Below are 14,862 nucleotides of genomic sequence, written 5' to 3'. Positions count from 1 at the left end.
TATCCTACTTCGACAGGACGTCTCCGAGTTTGCCGAGCGCCCCACGTGCGTCCCAGTCGAATGATAGCGACAGGAATGGGGCCACTGACAAGTGCGACTCTTCTTCGGTGGCAGAATTGTCCAGGTCGCGGAGGAAAACGCCCCCGCCCGACACCCGGAGCACATCGGCGAAACGAAAGCCGACTCCAAGCACTCCGGAGGTGCTGCCGAACAGATCGTCTCGCTCCCCCTCTTTCGCGAGCGAGCCAAGCGTTAATCCTGCCATGAAGCCGAGCGACCGATCCCAGGAGTTCAGGACCGACTGCGGAACACGTCGGTTCAGCGCCCTGGGGTAGTAGTTCACTCCCAGGTATGGAATTCCTTCCTCAACCAAGAACGCATACAGAAGCCCGACGTCGGCAGTGAAATACCGTCGACTCCGCAAATCCAGCGAGGTTTCGATCGAGCTTCCAATAAGGGGAGCATCGGTCCGTTGCTTCAGGACTACGTTCGTCGCGACCGACGAAATTACCTGCTTCCGGTTGACCAGTGACTGCTGCAGGCTCCCATAGTATCGCTGGACGTCTGAAAGCTCGGAACGCAGTATGTCGAGCGCTGCGACGAGCTGGGGCATCCGTCGGCTCCTGTCCGAAACTGCTCGCGGGTTTGCTGCTGCGACGGAGGCGAGTGTTCTGAGTGCGGCGAGGCGTTCCTGGGTTGCGGCCAGATTCCGCAACGGGACATCCACTTCGCTGCTGTCCCACATTTCCCCGACCGCGAACGGAACGAGCGGACTGATCGTTCCCTCATCCGTTAACGTTACTTGGCCTCCTGCAATCCGCTCGAAGAAGTCCGGAGGGCTCTCCTGAGCGAGAAGCCGTGCCGCGTCAGCGCCTAGAGTATGACGTGTTGCAGGTTCACCGACGTCCGAAATTGGGTTACGGAGGCTCGCGGCCAGCGTGCGGAGCTCGTTCGCATAGTCTCTGCCGACGTCAGCCAGCCGTGCCTCCGCTTGGGAGGCGGCGCGGCTGACGTTCCCGATTGCATCCGTTCGTTTGCCATGAGCGTCCGCCAAGTCCCTGGTCTGCAGTTGCGCCTGAGTCTGGGCAAGTGGTTGTGAAAGATCAAAGATCGACGACTGCTTGCGGTCGATGTCGCCACCTGGTGGCGCGGCCGGCAGGGCGTTCACCAGTTCGGTCTGAAGCGCGCGAACTTGTGCGTTGTCCAGATCATTGCTCAGGTTCATCGGACGCAGGACGTTGTCTATGTTCCGCTGCACTCGTCGCACGAACGCAACCGAGTCTTCGCCGACCGGCGCGCTAGTCGTCCGGATGCAGAAGAGATAGAAGCGATCCGGGCGTAGCAGCGGCAACTCGAGATAGAATGAATCGGCAGGAGCTCGTGTCCATGGCGGAACCGAGGTTTGCCACTTGTCGCTGCCGGTGCACGAAGGCAGTTCATTCTTGAGTTCCTTGTAACGGCCCTCGACTGTCAGGGCTCCAGGAAGATTCCGTCCGACGAGGAAAAAACGCTCATCGAAAGGGACTTGCCCGCGAACAGCTCCGGAACGCAGGTCAACAATGACCCGCTGAATAGGATCTTGAGCCCGAAGCGCATCTGGAAGGAGCAGAAGGACAGGCAGTAGGAGCAGGCGAGCGCAAGCTGGGAGAGTGTGGCGGAGGGTCGGCATTGAGCTATGTAGGACTGATGAAGAAAAGAAGCCTTAATCTGCCGCAGATTAATGAAGCAGATAAGCCAACGCAATAGATTCGTAGCCGGCGAGGCGAAGGCAATCGCCTGTACCGGTCGTCGCATGCTGGGCGGCTTTCCGCCGCGTGGGCGCCATACACAAAGTCCGAAGACCCGCAGCTCCGTGGGATCTGGAGGCAAGAAGATGACGACACTGGCTGGCACGACTCAAGGCCCTGGCCAAGGGGAGGACGCAGGAGCGCCGTCCTTTGGCGCGTCCCTAGTGGTAGCTCACGTAGGCTTGAAGCGCGCTGACTCCGTCGCGAACGCCTCCACAGTCACGTTCAACCCGAATGCCCACATAAAGATGGTGAACAGGTCTCGGAAGGTGCCTAGATAAGTCGGCGCGAAGGTCAGGTAGCCGATGGCCAAAAGTGCTGCCGCCACCACGGCCCACCGGGCAAAGCTGTCCTGGGCGATCTCATTTTTCGAGCGGGCGCGCAATTGGTCTAACGACACGGCCATTGCTACAGCAGGCTGTACGATCCGTTGGACCAGGGGTGCGGCGCTGGTCATCACCAAGGGTGCCGCCTCGTTCGACCGCGGGGCGGGGGTGTGTTCCGGGCCCGCCTCTTGGCGGTCGCCGAGTGGTGAGCCGTCGCGTTCAGCCTTGGCTTTGCGCGCTGCCCCCAAGGTGGCCTGGGCAGCCTCGAGATAGGCGTGCTGGTCCAGCTGCGCGATGATCGACGGCTGGTCCGACGCATTGACCTGCGCGAGTTGCGCCTCCACCGCCTGGCGAAATGCCTGGCCCAGCGCCACGGGGTCGGCTACGGCGCGCAGCGCGTCCTCAGGGGAGGGGGCGTCACGCAAGTGCCGCGCGAAGTCCTCCACCGCTGCGTGCAGCCGGTCCAACGCCGCCACGTCAGGCGCGGGAGCTGTGCGCAATATGGCAATCACCTCCGCGGCCGTCTGGCCCAGCCATTCCGGCACCCTGGCCAGCTCGCGCGCCTCGTACGCGCGCACGGCGTCTACGGAGCCGAGCAGTTGGTAAAGCCCGTCGGCTGTGATGTCGTCAGGGAGCGGGTCCACGGGCGGGAGCGCAGGGAGCACACGGCTCACCATTGTCCGCAGCGGCTCGGCCACCGCGGCCGGGAGCGGCAGCCTCAGCGAGGCTAGAGCCCCCAGCCAGCGGTGCTGGTCTCCCGCCCAGGCGCGGATCGGTGGGCGGAGCGCCTGCAGGAGCTGCGTCCGTTGCGCTCGCGTGGCGACAAGTGCGCCCCCGGCGTCGCGAACGTCCAGTGACGCACGGGCCGCGGCCAAGTCCATCTTGGAAAGCGGCTCGGCCAGCGCCATCGGGAGCGTCCACCCTCCTGACATGAGCCGCGCCAGTTCATCCACCGCGGTCTGCGCCGCTCCCAGCCGCACCGCGAGCCCCGCGTGTGCCTGCTGCAGCGCTGTCTCCGCCCCCGTGACGGCGCTTCGTAACGCTGACAGATCACTTCCCTTCAGCGCGGCCTGCAACGTGTCCAGCGGCGGCTGCGCCGCCCTCACAAAATCAGCGTCCATAGTGCGGTTCACCTCCGCCTGCATCCGCTCCACTAGATCGTACGCCGGCAGCCGCGCACGGTTGAGCTCAATCCGCTCCACAGCGCGCACGCGCAGCCACCATCCTGCGATCAGCCCAACCATGATGGAGAGGAAGAGCCAGAGCAGGGAGTTGCGGGTCACCACTTCGACGGGTATCTCGAGCGGGGCAGCAGACTGCGGGGAGTGAATTCGCAGAGTCCCCGTGGACTTGCCGAGGGGAAGCTCGCCTTCCAGTCGGTAGCCGACCGCCGCGTTCCCGCCGGCCGGCAGCTCAGGCACCGCCGCTTCTAATTCCAGTGAGCCGTTGACGGCGCCTCCGGCGGGGCTTAGCAGCGTAGGCCCCTGCAGCCGAAGCGAATCCGCTCGGGAGAGGCCACCGGTCTCACGCACTTGCAGCGTCCCGGCTACAGTGCTGCTCCCAGGCCAGCGCACGCGCTGCAGCTTGAGGGGGCCGGCTGCCAAGACTGCCGCAGGGCGCACCAGCCCCATCTGGAGCACTATCGGTGTCTGTCCTCGGGCGGTCGCCCGCACTGTCAGGAGGTACGGCCCGGGAAGGCTTGCCGCGGTGAGATCCGCGTGTACCAGCAGCGCTTCGCCTTCCGTCGCAGGCGAAACGGAGAACGCGCGATGCCAGTTCTCGTCGAAGCGCGCCCCTCGGCGCACGTCCACCACCTGCAGCGTCACGTCGGACAAACGCACTGCGGTGTCCAGCTGCAGGGGGATGCGCGCAACGGCCGTGTCCGTGGTCCCCCGCAACTCGTACTCCGCCCCTCGCAGCAGAGCGATCCACGTGGTGGACTGCGCGGCCAATGGGGCGGCGTGGGCGGCTGCCCAAGTCAGGAGCGGGAGGAGGACTCGTAAAACGCGCTTCATGAGAGAGTAGTGGGATCCAATGTGAGGTCGGCGTTGCCGTAGCAAGCGAACGCGAAAGCCAGCGGATTGCCTTCGGTGATGAGAGTACGGTTGAACGCCTGCACCGCACCGCCGAGCGAGCGGGTGCCCCGCCACAGGTCCAGGGTCACCTCCTGGGCAAAGCGGGCAGCCAGGCCAGAGAAGACGGTGCACTCCGCCCCGATCACCGCAGCGGGGCCGGCACTGGTGAGATGCACCACGAAATCGTTCAGCGTGTCGACCTGTGAGGCAGCGGCGCTGCACGCCATCAGCAGCACGATGGTGCGGGGCTGGTCCCGCCACCTTCCCTGCTGCGCCGCCTTGCGTGCCACCACTGTAGAGGTCAGCCACTTGCCGTGGGGCAGCGGCGTGCCGGCTTTCTGAGGGATCAGAGCAATGCGCGGTCGGTCGGGCTCGCCGGGGCGGATCTGGGTCTGCAGGTGGCCCAAGACGATGAGCACTGCAGGACGGCTAGTCGGGTTCCAAAGCAGGTGCAGTAGGTCGTCCTCGGCACTCAGCGGCTGCAGGGCCGGCCCCAACTCCCGACCCAACTCGTGCGCGAGGCGCTGTGCGGGACCATCCGGGTTTCCTACTGCCAGCGAGACCCCGCCTCCCGCAGGGCGCATGACCGCCGGCGGCCCCGCTGCCGCGGCGGTGCCAACCAACTGCTCAATGCGATGCCGCACCCCCCAGAACCCGTCCACGCAGCAGACGTCTTGGCCCGGATTGTGGGGGCAGCCGAGGACGTTCGGGTCCGAAGCGCCGAGCCCGTCGATCGGCCGGCCTACACATACTGGAAGGGGGGCAGCGCCAGCGACCGGGTCGGGCAATGGGTAGTCGTAGAGGATGGACCAGGGAAAGGCCAGGTTCGCGTCGTGGCGGATGATCTGCACCGTCTGGTCCCGCTCATTGCGCAGCATTCGCAGCCGCTCGGCCATATCGTCCCCCACGCGGCCCGTCAGGGAGAGGTAAAGCTCATTCCCAAGCCACGCCATCTGGCGTACCGCGTCTCGGAACTCCTCGCGCTGCTCGTCACCCGGCGCCGGGTAGGGAGAGAAACGGGCCTCGGGGAACTCCGTCCCCGCTGTCCCCGCACGGTATGTGGCTTCCTCCAGCAGCTTGCGGTAGCGGTCGACCTGATCCTTGAGAACCTCGTCCGTGAATGGCACCGGCTCCGCCGCTGCGTCCTTCTTGATCATGAAGGCGTGCTGCGCACCAGAGCCATTCTGGTTCACACCGATGGTGAGTGCGCGCGGGCCGAGCCGGTCCAGGTCTGCGAAGAGCTCGGTGCGCGAGAACTCCATCTCCACCTCAAGCTTCCCTTTCTCAGGCCTATTCAACGCCTCCCCCACCTCCGCTCGCAGGATGAATGACTGCAGCACGTGGTTGCGATGGTAGAGCAGCACCCGCAGCTCCTTGACGCCGGGAGTACTCGGCGCCTCGAGTTCGAACACCACGGGCGCCACCGAGCCCGCCAGAGGAAGAAAGAAGCCCTGTACCCGGGGCGAGTGCAGGATGAACTCCTTCTCGAAGACGGCCACCTCCACCTCGTGCCCGTCCGTCGCAGCGAATTCCTCCAGCACGATATCCAGCGAGGGGGGCCGCTCTGCCAAGAGTCCGCCCTCTACCCGCCCGGCGACTACGTGCACACGCAGCAGGTAGCGCCCCCCCGTTGCAAGCCGGCGTTCGCCCTGCTCCCCGCGCCCATTCTTGTCCGCCAGCGTCAGGTCCACGTAGCGCTCCTGGCGCTCCGCGATGAGGCGGGCTACCAGCGGTGAGCGCGCCACCTTTGTCAGCGAGGCCCGATATCCGTGGATCCCGGCGCGTACTCGCTCCAGTTCGTCCTCCGCCTCGGCCAGCGGTACCAGCCCCCAACGTTCCTGGCCAAAGTCCCAACGCAGCCGCTGCGCCCTCCCCAGCGCCTCGTCCATCGGCCGAACCTGCTCCCGCAACTCGTCCAGAAACGGCGCCGTCGCCGCGGTCATTTCCTTATCGGAGTGCGTCAGCACCCGGTCCAAGTTCAACGGAGGCGCGGCAGCCAGCATGTCCTGAACCTCGCGCGTGAACTCCTCCACTGACGACTGCATCCGCAGTGATTGGTTGGCCACCGGGTCGGTCCACAACCGAGGTGGCGCGGGAAGGCCCACCTCCGTCCGCCGCATGGCGGAGCGCACCGCCTCGTGCAGTGGGTGGTCGTGGATGATGCCGAACAGGAACTCCGCCACAAACGCACCTTCCCCGGGGCCGTCCGTGCGTACACGCAGCAGCGAGGTGTCCCTTGGTAGCGGCACAGGACACCCCTCGGACCACTCCTCCTGCGCCCGTTCCTCAAGCGCAATCACAAGGCGCGGGCGGTGCTCCCCGCGTGGCACGCCGCGGCTGAGCGTCGTCAAGGCCTGCTCCGCCGCATCTGCGTGGCCGATCACTACGTCGTACTGCTCGCGCAGGAAGGTCTGCCGCGGCGAGAGATCCGGACGCTGACGCAGCACCAGCCCGTGTGACCGCACGCTTGGATTGTCGCGGTACCAGCCCGCGTCGCGCAGCGGCTGCAGCACGCGTTCCGCCTCTGCATCCAGTACCAGGATGCGTAGGGGAAGCCGGAAGGGCGTCCGCTCGCGCCACGGCCGAATCGGAATTCGTGCGATCTGGATGCGATCACGGTCAACCATGGGGCCGATCAGCTCCCCCACGAGGGCCTCCCACGGAAAGGCGGACAGCCCCGGAGGCGCCTGCACCAGCACGGGAAGCGGGGTAGGCCCGGTGGCATGCGGCCCCGTGCGATCTGGCAGAGAACCCGTCAGCGTCACCAAGCGGTCGTTAAGCAACTCGGCGACGTACACGCCAGCTTGGAGCGCGTGATCCAGCGACGGTCCCCTGCGTCCGCTGCTCTGTCCGGCCAGAAGTCTCTGGAGCAGGGCGGCCTGCGCCTGGGGGAGATCTGCAGGCCGGAACGACTCGCGTCGCCGCCAGCCGCGGGAGGGGACAACGTGAAGTCCGGTGTTGTCCTCATAGGTTAACCACAGGCCGTCTGTGCGCACGGACCAGCGAAGCACGACCCAGGCGACGGGAAGCATCTCTGCCATGGATCCTCTTGGGCAGAATCACGGGAGCAGGCGAATGGAGGCGCGACCGAGGATGATCTGCGCCGCGGAAGGACATGTATTGTCGTTGGACGTGCGGTACGCAACGTTCGCCTAAGCCCGACATGATTGCCACCGGAGGGCGTACGGCACCCGCAGGGTACATCGTAATGGTTGGTACGCGGGCGCGGTTTTCCCCACTTGCCGGTCCCGCAACCGGGACAGGTCTCGGTCCTACTCAGAATGAGGCTTACCCTCATTGGTGAATTTTAGAGGCACGCCCCCTCAACCTCCTTACTCGGAAACGATTGTCAGACCCGCCTCGGTGCCTTGTGGATGGGTACCTCGATGGCTGAGAGGCCGGGGCCGCGCGGCGGTGCGCCGTGCTGCCCTACAACAGCGCGGCCGGCATGGCATGGACCGGTGCCGTTCTCATGTGATGCGGCGCCTCTCGACTACTTGGAGCGGTCTGAGCGGTGCCGCGGTTTCGTCCCCTATGTGGGGAGTGAGGGCGCGTTCGGCGGAAACGGGCGGTTTGCCCGCCGCCGGCGCGTTCACAGGTACGAAACACGCGCTCACGCGAGATCACAAGCAACGATGGAGGCAAACAGATGACGACACTGACCGGCACGATCCAGGGCGATCCGCATCGCGAAATGCGCGGCAATGCAGACTACGCTTTCTCCGTGCTGAAATCCGACGACGGTTTGCTGTATCGGCTGACCTACTCGGGCGAAGCCATCGAGATTGCCCTTCCGATGCTGGATGGTGAGACCGTCCGCGTCACCGGCAGGCTGCGCGAGGGCACGTCCATCACCGTGGCGGCCGGGTTCAAAGGCGAGATGGCTCCGGAAGAAACCGAGTTCGCGCCGCCTTCGGCGCCGTCGCCAGCAAGCTGATGTAGTCGGCGCGGCCGCCGGCTCATCCGGCCTGAGAGTTTCGGAGCCGCGGTGGGGCACGGCACCGAGTCGTGCCCCACGTTCCGTGCTGAACACAGCATTCCGTGCTGAACACAGGATGCTGTCGGGTACCGCGGCGAGGGCCGAAAGGTCGCGGTGGGTTTCACCCCGCCGAGGTTCCCTGATTGCTGACACTTTCCCTGCTGGAATGGGGCGCGGATACGCTGTGCGCTGGCTGACCACCCTATTTTCCAAGGGAAGAGCCGTTGCTGGATTCTGTTGTTGATCCGCTCTTGAAGGCGCTGGTGTGTGCGCTGGGCCTTTGGCTGTCACATCACGCGCTTACGGTGGAGTGGGACCATGTGCGGGAGGCATCGCGGCGCGAAGGCATCAGCGAAGAGGATCTACGGCGGGCGCGGCGGAACCTGTTCGCCATCTGGTTCGGACTGACGGCGGCGCTCGCGTGGGGCTTGGCAGAGGCGATTGTGCAGGTGTGGGTAGTGCTGGCGGCGCGGGGTGCCGCGTGACGCGTTGGAATGGGAAGGGCGTCCGCACAACGAGGCAGCTTGAGCGTGAGTTCAGGCGGGGAGCGCAGGTGCTGGTGTGGATAGACGCGTAGGGCGGCGTGCCACGTCGGGTCGGCCGCAGCCCCTCGCTCCTAGCGACGCCGGTACTCGAGCGCATCACGAATGGCGAAATGCGGGTTCGGCCGGAGGCGTGCGTCACGTACGCCTAAAGGGTAGGCGTTCGCGCCGGCTGGTGCTGTGTGAGCGGATCGTCCTCCGGGTGCCCTAGTACGGGCATCTCGGCCCGCGCACACCGTCTGTTGTGCTCCTTCCTGAACTCGCGGAACTCCGCGATCCAATGCTGCAGCCGGGGCACGAAGTACGCGAACACGTGGACGAAAGCCACGTTGACGGCTGTGCCCGCGGCGAGGATCGGGCGGAACGACCACGGTGAGGTGGACCTCAACGGCCTGAGCCAGTCCGGATCATTCTCTGACCCCGGGTCCCCGCTGGCTGCGGCAATTGCCATGAGCGGCATTCCCCCGTGCGCCACGGGGTTCAGGTCCTGGTAGAGGTGGGACAAAGGGTCCAGTCCAACGTCCCTTATCAGCTTGTGGATGTTGTCGGGCCCATTCCGCAGGGCATACCAGGGTCGCCCAGGCCCGAGAGGCTGCAGCGCCGCGAGGGCCTCCTTCCCCGCACGATCGCTTGCGTTGGCGCTGTATAGCTGCTGCAGGCCGTCCAACGCATCCTCGAAGCCCGCCCGGTCTTCCTCGTCCAGTCCGCCCGCCTTCTTTTTCCGCTCGAGCTCGTGCTCCATCTGCCGCAGAGACGACAGCAGATAGGCGGCAGCGAGGACGGGATCCCGCCGGGTCGCAAGAAGCACCACCTGCGGCGCGTGCTCGAGTGCTCCGCGCGCTTGGGCGGCGGCCGGCGCGATTGCCATGTGCCGGAGGAGGATGTCGACGGCGTCAGCGAACTCCAGGCATTGGCGGAACGCCATCGCCACGACCATATCAACCTCGCTGACAGAGACGTCGCGGCAGTCGTGGAGGAACTTGTGGGAGAACTGGACCAGGGGCCGGAGCACTTCAAGCTTGTGGCCGAGCTGTTTCTGGGCCGCTTTGCGGCTCTCGCCGAAATCCAGATCCCACGGAGAAGTTTTTGCCATTGAGGTGGCGGCATGGAACGAGAGGTCCGCCGATTGGCGGGCGGTGAATGAGAAGGCGGCGAGGCAGTTGGCGCCGACTTGTCAGGTGCCTCGCAGCCGGCGCATCGCCTCGCGCGCGGCGGCCTCGGCCTGTTCCTGTTCCTCAGCCGTCGGCGGGTTCGGATCGGGCACGTAGCTATCGAGATCAGGCGGGGGCGGGAGTGCCGGCCGGTCGGGTCTGCCGCGCATGCGCAGGTATGCGCGGATGAGCCGGTCGAGCAGTCCGGACGGGAGATCGTCGGCGTCGCGCATGAAGGATGGAAGTCTTTGTGCGGGTGGCGGGGTCAGCGCGGGGCAGCGATGTCCATCGCGGCGAGGTAGCGCCGCACCGCGGCCGCTTCCTCGTACGTGAGCGTTACGATCCTCCTGAGCACGCCTGTGCGGAGCCGCTCCTGGAGCCGCTGGAACCGGCGCTTGGCCGCGGTATCCGCGACCCCGAGCGCGGCCCCCGCATCCGCCCAGGCATCCCCCTGCACCAGCCGGTGCCAGAGGAGGGTCTGCGCGTCCTCGCCTGCTTCGGCCAAGGCCTCGTCCAGCAGGCGGAGCATCAGCCGCTTCCCCTCGGACACCGGAACCTTCCCGCCGTTCCAGGGCTCCTCCTCAGGCTCGACCAGCCCAAGCAGGTCCAGGTGCTCCGGGTAGGCGGTGGAGTCCCACTCTTCGCGGGTCCTGCGGGCGTGGTCGCACGCGATGTTCGAGGCCACTGTCCGCGCCCACGAGACCAGCTGCCCGCTGGTCTCTCCACGGAATGAGTGCAGTCCCTGGGCCACCCTGACAAGCGTGTCCTGCGCCAGGTCGGCCGCCAGCTCGTCCCCTTCCCTCCAGTCCCGCAGCCAGCGGCGCAGGTAGCGGAGCACATCCACGTGCACCTCCGCCAAGAGCTGCGCCATCGCAGCCTCGTCTCCCGCCCGCGCCGCCCGCGCCAGCGTCACGAGCAGGTTCCCGGGTCCCGAGTCTTCCATCGCCCCTCCCGCGGTGCACGCGCATCCGTCCGTTCACGCTGGCAGACGAAAGCGCGGCACCGGGTGCCGCCGTTTCGTCCTGTCGTGCGGATGGCGCGGTGCGGCCGGGGCGGGTGCTCCCGGTGCGGGCGCCCTGGCTCGAACGCGGATGCCGGAGACGAAAGGGCCGAAGGACTACCAGGCGATGGCGCGGCGGCGGAACGCGGCGTGGCTGGGGCCGGTGGCGAAGAACGCGAACACCCGCACGTGGTGGAAGTGCCTGGTGTGCGGCAGGTGGTGGTGGACCATCTACAACGCGCTGCAGCGCGGCAGCGGCTGCCCCGACTGCGCGGTGCGCCGCCGCACTGGGCTGCGCACGCTCGGGCCCGGCGCGTACCGGGCGCTGGCCGAGTCCCGCGGGTTCCGGTGGACGGGCCGCCACCCGGGCACGGCGAAGGCGCGGACGGAGTGGACCTGCGCGCGCGGGCACGCCTGGCGGAGCACGTATACGCGGATCGCGGCAGGACGCGGCTGCCCGGGATGCGCACGGGCCGAGCACCTGGAGCGCTGCGCGCGCGATCGCCACACGGACGCGGACTACCGGGCTGCCGGCGCGCGCGCGGGGCTGGAATGGCTGGGCCCGCTGCCCGGGAGCGCATGGGGCAAGACGCGGTGGCGGTGTCTCGGGTGTGGGAGGGTCTGGGTCGCCCCCTTCCACAAGCTCGCGCAGGGACGCGGGTGCCCGAGGTGCAGGCTGGACAGGCGCAACGCCGGGCTGCGGATTCCGCCCGAGCGCTACCATGCGCTCGCCGCCGAGCGCGGCTTCGAGTGGCTGGGGCCGCCGGCGCGGCGCAACGTGCACCACACCCGCTGGCGCTGCCGCAAGGGGCACGAGTGGGAGGCGAGCTACGCCTGCATCGAGCGGGGGGCGGGCTGCCACGGGTGCCAGGACCGCGTGAACGGGATGCCGGTTTCCCAGAACCAGAGGCGGCTGGCGCGGATGCTGGGAGGGGAGCTGAACCGTCGCGTCGGCCGGCTCGCCATCGACGTCGCGGTGGAGCGGGAGGGCGTGCGCATCGCGGTCGAGTACGACGGGTGGTACTTCCACGGAGCCCAGCAGGACAGGGACGAGGCACGCGACCGCTCCATGATCGCGGCGGGCTGGCGCGTGCTCCGGATCCGCTCGGCCTACATGATCCCTTCGGAGGAAGATCTGGAGGGGGCGGTCGGCCGCCTCTTGGCCGGCGAGGAGCGCGTGGTGCTCACGCTGCCCGACTGGGGCGTGGGGCGGGCGCGGGGACTCGCCTGGGAGCCGGCGCGCCCGCCCCGCCCGTACCGTCGGCGCCACGGGGCAGCCCATGCCTGACACCGTGCTGCGCGACGCTGCCTTGGAGCGCATCGCGGATGCGCTGGACACGACCACCGCGTTCCGCGTGGCCCGCAGGTTCGAGCCGAGGGGCCGGTACGCCGAGCCGGATGGCAAACCCACGTACCGGGCCCTTTTCGTCGATGTGGAGACCACGGGACTCGACACAGAGCGCGATCACATCATCCAACTCGCGCTGCTGCCGTTCGAGTACGCGCCGTCAACGGGCCGCATCTATGCCGTGGGCGAGCCGATCGTGCAGATGGAGGATCCCGGCCGGGCGATCCCGCCGGAGATCACGATGCTCACGGGGATCTCGGACGCCGACGTGGCGGGTAGGTGGATCGACGAGCAGGCTGTGGACTCGCTCGCGGCCGCGGCCCGCCTCGTCGTCGCGCACAACGCCGCGTTCGACCGCCCCCTGCTGGAGCGCCGCCTGCCGCTGTTCCGGGAGATGCCGTGGGCCTGCTCTCGGGTGGAGGTGCCGTGGGCGGAGCACGGCATCGCGGCGGCGAAGCTCGAGTTCGTGCTCTTCAAGCACTGCAGGGCCTTCTTTGAAGGGCACCGGGCGGACCAGGACTGTCACGCGGCGCTGCACGCGCTCGCGACGCCGTTCCGGTCGGGAGAACTGCCTTTCGCCCTGCTTCTCAAGGCCAGCCGCCGGCGGACGGTCCGGGTCTGGGCGCTGGATGCGCCCTACGAGGCGCGGCTGGCCCTCAAAAGCCGTGGCTATCGCTGGAGTCCGGGGGAGGGCGGCCGGCCTAAGGCGTGGTATGTCGACCGGCGGGACGAGGAGGTGGAGGGCGAAACCGAGTGGCTCAGCGAGGCGGTCTATCTCCGCCGGCGCGACGCGCCATGGCGGCTGCATGCGTTCGGCGCGGTCGACCGCTACTCGGTGAGGGTCTGAAGGCGTGCGCGGGCACCAGGACGGCCGGGTCGAGCGCGTCACCGACGCGGCGGTGGCGGAGGAGATGGCGGCGGGGCGGTTCCCGGCCGGCGATGCGCTGCAGTCGATCCGCGTCCGGGCGGAGGCTGCCGTCCATCTCGCGGACCTCGCGGAGCACGACCCGGAAGACGTGTATGTGGTGGGCTGCTCCCGGGAGATCCTGCTCGGAGGCGAAGGGCCTGGCGGGTACCTCGTCCTCGGACGCGTCACGCGGACGATCTCGCGGCCGGACCAGCGGGTCGCGCTGGTAGTGGCCGCCGGCGTGTCGCGGGAGGACGCGCTCGTGCGCCTGGCGCACATCCAGGCGCACGTGGCGGCGTTGCCGACGGGCTCCGTGCTGGCGCCGGCGAGCGACGAGGAAGGCGCGGACGGCGACGCCGCGGCCCGGCTCGAGGCGGCCCTGCGCATGTTGCTGGAGGAACAGGCGCCTGCGACCGACGGGTGATGCGCGAGCCGGCTGGCCTGCGCATGGCCATGCCCGTGGGTTCGCCAACCTCCTACCACTTCCCCGCCGTGAGCCCGTGACCCTGCAGTGCCAGCCATCGGCGCGCCGCTACACGCGCCGGGTCATCGCTCCCGGTCAGCGCGCATTCCACCTTTCGCCGGACGCGGGCGACCGTGCGCTGGAACCGGCGTTTCGCCCCGGCTGCGGTCAGGCCCAGTGCGTGGGCGGCCTCCTCCCAGCTGTCTTGCCGCACCACGCGGTGCCAGAGCAGCGCGTGGACCGCCTCCGGCTCCGTCCCGAGCGCCTCGTCCAGCACCGCCAGAACGGCGCTGACAGCTTGGCTCCGTTCGGCCGCATCCGGATCGCCTTCCACCTCCGCGAACTCGTCGCCCAAGGCGCGCACCTCCCACTCCCGCAGGTGCTCCCGCAGCCGGTCCATCGCGGCATTCCGCGCGACGGCGCGGCACCAGGCGAAGAGGACGTCGTCGGTGCCGGCGCGGCAGGTATGGATGCCGGTGGCGATCCTCACCAGCGCTTCCTGAGCCACCTCTTCGGCCGCGCCATCTCCGACTCCCGCGAGCCATGCGCGGCAAGATCGGACAACATGGACATGGACGTGCGCGAGCAGGCGCTCCAGCGCGTGCTCGCACCCATCCTTCGCGGCCGCGGCGAGGTCGACGAGGCCGGTGCGTGCGGTTGAATCTGGCATTCCGCCGGAGCCCGGGGACACGGCGCCACGGGAGCGCCGCATCGTGACGAGGCGTGCCTGCCCTGCCTGTGCAGTAGACAGAGTAAACACGGAATCCGGGCATTCTAACAGGACGGCGCCTCCGGCGCGCGGGCGCCAGTCGCCGTTTTCCGGACACATTCGGCCATGTGGGGCGGAAGGCCCTACTTGCCGGCTGGAGTCCCAGCAGGCGTGCCGGCGGCGGCGAGTATGTCGGGGGGCAGTTCGATGCCTGCGGCTGCGTGGTGCTCGCGCAGGGAGGCGATCACGCCGCCTGACGCGGCGGGGCGGCGCTCGGGCGGGAGCGCGCGGACGAGGACGAGCAGCGCGTCTGAGGCGGTGATCGGCGGGCCTTCGATCCGCTCAATGTGCTCATAGTACCAAACGAGCAGCTTCTCGAGCGTCTTTGGTTGCGGGCGCGACCCTTCAAGGAAGAGTTCAAGGCCGCGGTGAGCTATGCCGATCTCGCGCGCAACGGCTCGGCGGGAGGTCGCGTCAGCCCGCGCCTGCGCGGAATCGCGGAGGCGGGAAATAGAGACATAGCGGTCAGGGAGCATTGCGACCCCGGCCGGCTATGGCTAAGTTTCGGCTAAAAT

Annotated in this window: 13 protein-coding genes; 5 read left to right on the top strand and 8 right to left on the bottom strand. The window is 67.9% G+C overall.

Translation table 11 applies throughout. The features are described 5' to 3' along the window. Window positions 1-4 precede the first annotated feature (4 nt). The 3 genes from VGC13_RS04340 to VGC13_RS04330 form a co-directional block, all read right to left on the bottom strand. The gene (locus VGC13_RS04340) at window positions 5-1,225 is read right to left on the bottom strand and encodes a hypothetical protein (RefSeq protein WP_331123983.1); all 1,221 of its coding nucleotides are present in this window, start codon (window positions 1,223-1,225) and stop codon (window positions 5-7) included. Window positions 1,226-1,959: 734 nt separating this feature from the next. Then, window positions 1,960-4,065 carry a hypothetical protein gene (locus tag VGC13_RS04335; protein WP_331123982.1) on the bottom strand — a complete coding sequence of 702 codons (2,106 nt, stop codon included), beginning with the start codon at window positions 4,063-4,065 and terminating at the stop codon, window positions 1,960-1,962. Between the two features lie 59 nt (window positions 4,066-4,124). Then, complete coding sequence (locus VGC13_RS04330) at window positions 4,125-7,229, bottom strand: hypothetical protein (RefSeq protein ID WP_331123981.1); 3,105 nt, start codon at window positions 7,227-7,229, stop codon at window positions 4,125-4,127. Window positions 7,230-7,837: 608 nt separating this feature from the next. Between VGC13_RS04330 and VGC13_RS04325 the strand changes: the two genes are divergently transcribed. Beyond that, a complete protein-coding gene (locus VGC13_RS04325; protein WP_331123980.1) occupies window positions 7,838-8,125 on the top strand; it encodes a hypothetical protein in 288 nt (95 codons plus the stop codon). A 266-nt stretch (window positions 8,126-8,391) separates the two neighbouring features. Next, complete coding sequence (locus VGC13_RS04320; protein WP_331123979.1) at window positions 8,392-8,652, top strand: hypothetical protein; 261 nt, start codon at window positions 8,392-8,394, stop codon at window positions 8,650-8,652. A gap of 205 nt (window positions 8,653-8,857) precedes the next feature. Here the strand turns inward: VGC13_RS04320 and VGC13_RS04315 are convergent, their stop codons facing one another. The 3 genes from VGC13_RS04315 to VGC13_RS04305 all read right to left on the bottom strand — a co-directional run bounded on the left by VGC13_RS04315 (window position 8,858) and on the right by VGC13_RS04305 (window position 10,803). Next, window positions 8,858-9,802, bottom strand: a complete 945-nt coding sequence (locus VGC13_RS04315) for a DUF5677 domain-containing protein (RefSeq protein ID WP_331123978.1) — start codon at window positions 9,800-9,802, stop codon at window positions 8,858-8,860. 81 nt (window positions 9,803-9,883) lie between these two features. Then, the gene (locus tag VGC13_RS04310; RefSeq protein WP_331123977.1) at window positions 9,884-10,093 is read right to left on the bottom strand and encodes a hypothetical protein; all 210 of its coding nucleotides are present in this window, start codon (window positions 10,091-10,093) and stop codon (window positions 9,884-9,886) included. Window positions 10,094-10,125: 32 nt separating this feature from the next. Further along, complete coding sequence (locus VGC13_RS04305) at window positions 10,126-10,803, bottom strand: sigma-70 family RNA polymerase sigma factor (RefSeq protein WP_331123976.1); 678 nt, start codon at window positions 10,801-10,803, stop codon at window positions 10,126-10,128. Window positions 10,804-10,951: 148 nt separating this feature from the next. On the opposite strand from VGC13_RS04305, the gene VGC13_RS04300 reads away from it, so the two are divergent. Genes VGC13_RS04300 through VGC13_RS04290 form a run of 3 tightly spaced genes read left to right on the top strand, consistent with a single transcriptional unit; the run spans window position 10,952 to window position 13,539 of the window. After that, window positions 10,952-12,148 carry a DUF559 domain-containing protein gene (locus VGC13_RS04300; protein ID WP_331123975.1) on the top strand — a complete coding sequence of 399 codons (1,197 nt, stop codon included), beginning with the start codon at window positions 10,952-10,954 and terminating at the stop codon, window positions 12,146-12,148. Then, complete coding sequence (locus VGC13_RS04295; protein WP_331123974.1) at window positions 12,141-13,055, top strand: 3'-5' exonuclease; 915 nt, start codon at window positions 12,141-12,143, stop codon at window positions 13,053-13,055. Before VGC13_RS04300 ends, VGC13_RS04295 begins: the two co-directional genes overlap by 8 nt. A 4-nt stretch (window positions 13,056-13,059) precedes the next feature. Further along, complete coding sequence (locus tag VGC13_RS04290; protein WP_331123973.1) at window positions 13,060-13,539, top strand: hypothetical protein; 480 nt, start codon at window positions 13,060-13,062, stop codon at window positions 13,537-13,539. Between the two features lie 52 nt (window positions 13,540-13,591). Here VGC13_RS04290 and VGC13_RS04285 read toward each other — a convergent pair whose 3' ends face one another. Further along, window positions 13,592-14,248, bottom strand: a complete 657-nt coding sequence (locus tag VGC13_RS04285; RefSeq protein WP_331123972.1) for a sigma-70 family RNA polymerase sigma factor — start codon at window positions 14,246-14,248, stop codon at window positions 13,592-13,594. Window positions 14,249-14,430: 182 nt separating this feature from the next. Further along, a complete protein-coding gene (locus tag VGC13_RS04280; RefSeq protein ID WP_331123971.1) occupies window positions 14,431-14,823 on the bottom strand; it encodes a hypothetical protein in 393 nt (130 codons plus the stop codon). Window positions 14,824-14,862 lie beyond the last annotated feature (39 nt).

This window comes from Longimicrobium sp. (assembly GCF_036399255.1).
In the GTDB taxonomy this organism is placed as follows: Bacteria; Gemmatimonadota; Gemmatimonadetes; order Longimicrobiales; family Longimicrobiaceae; genus Longimicrobium.
The sequence above is the reverse complement of the archived record's forward strand: the minus strand, read 5'-3'. Positions and strand labels throughout refer to the sequence as shown.

Coding starts and splice junctions, on each gene's coding strand:
- VGC13_RS04330 (WP_331123981.1), bottom strand. CDS start 7,229: ATGGCAGAGATGCTTCCCGTCGCCTGGGTCGTGCTTCGCTGGTCCGTG.
- VGC13_RS04325 (WP_331123980.1), top strand. CDS start 7,838: ATGACGACACTGACCGGCACGATCCAGGGCGATCCGCATCGCGAAATG.
- VGC13_RS04310 (WP_331123977.1), bottom strand. CDS start 10,093: ATGCGCGACGCCGACGATCTCCCGTCCGGACTGCTCGACCGGCTCATC.
- VGC13_RS04340 (WP_331123983.1), bottom strand. CDS start 1,225: ATGAACCTGAGCAATGATCTGGACAACGCACAAGTTCGCGCGCTTCAG.
- VGC13_RS04315 (WP_331123978.1), bottom strand. CDS start 9,802: ATGGCAAAAACTTCTCCGTGGGATCTGGATTTCGGCGAGAGCCGCAAA.
- VGC13_RS04300 (WP_331123975.1), top strand. CDS start 10,952: ATGCCGGAGACGAAAGGGCCGAAGGACTACCAGGCGATGGCGCGGCGG.
- VGC13_RS04285 (WP_331123972.1), bottom strand. CDS start 14,248: ATGCCAGATTCAACCGCACGCACCGGCCTCGTCGACCTCGCCGCGGCC.
- VGC13_RS04280 (WP_331123971.1), bottom strand. CDS start 14,823: ATGCTCCCTGACCGCTATGTCTCTATTTCCCGCCTCCGCGATTCCGCG.
- VGC13_RS04295 (WP_331123974.1), top strand. CDS start 12,141: ATGCCTGACACCGTGCTGCGCGACGCTGCCTTGGAGCGCATCGCGGAT.
- VGC13_RS04305 (WP_331123976.1), bottom strand. CDS start 10,803: ATGGAAGACTCGGGACCCGGGAACCTGCTCGTGACGCTGGCGCGGGCG.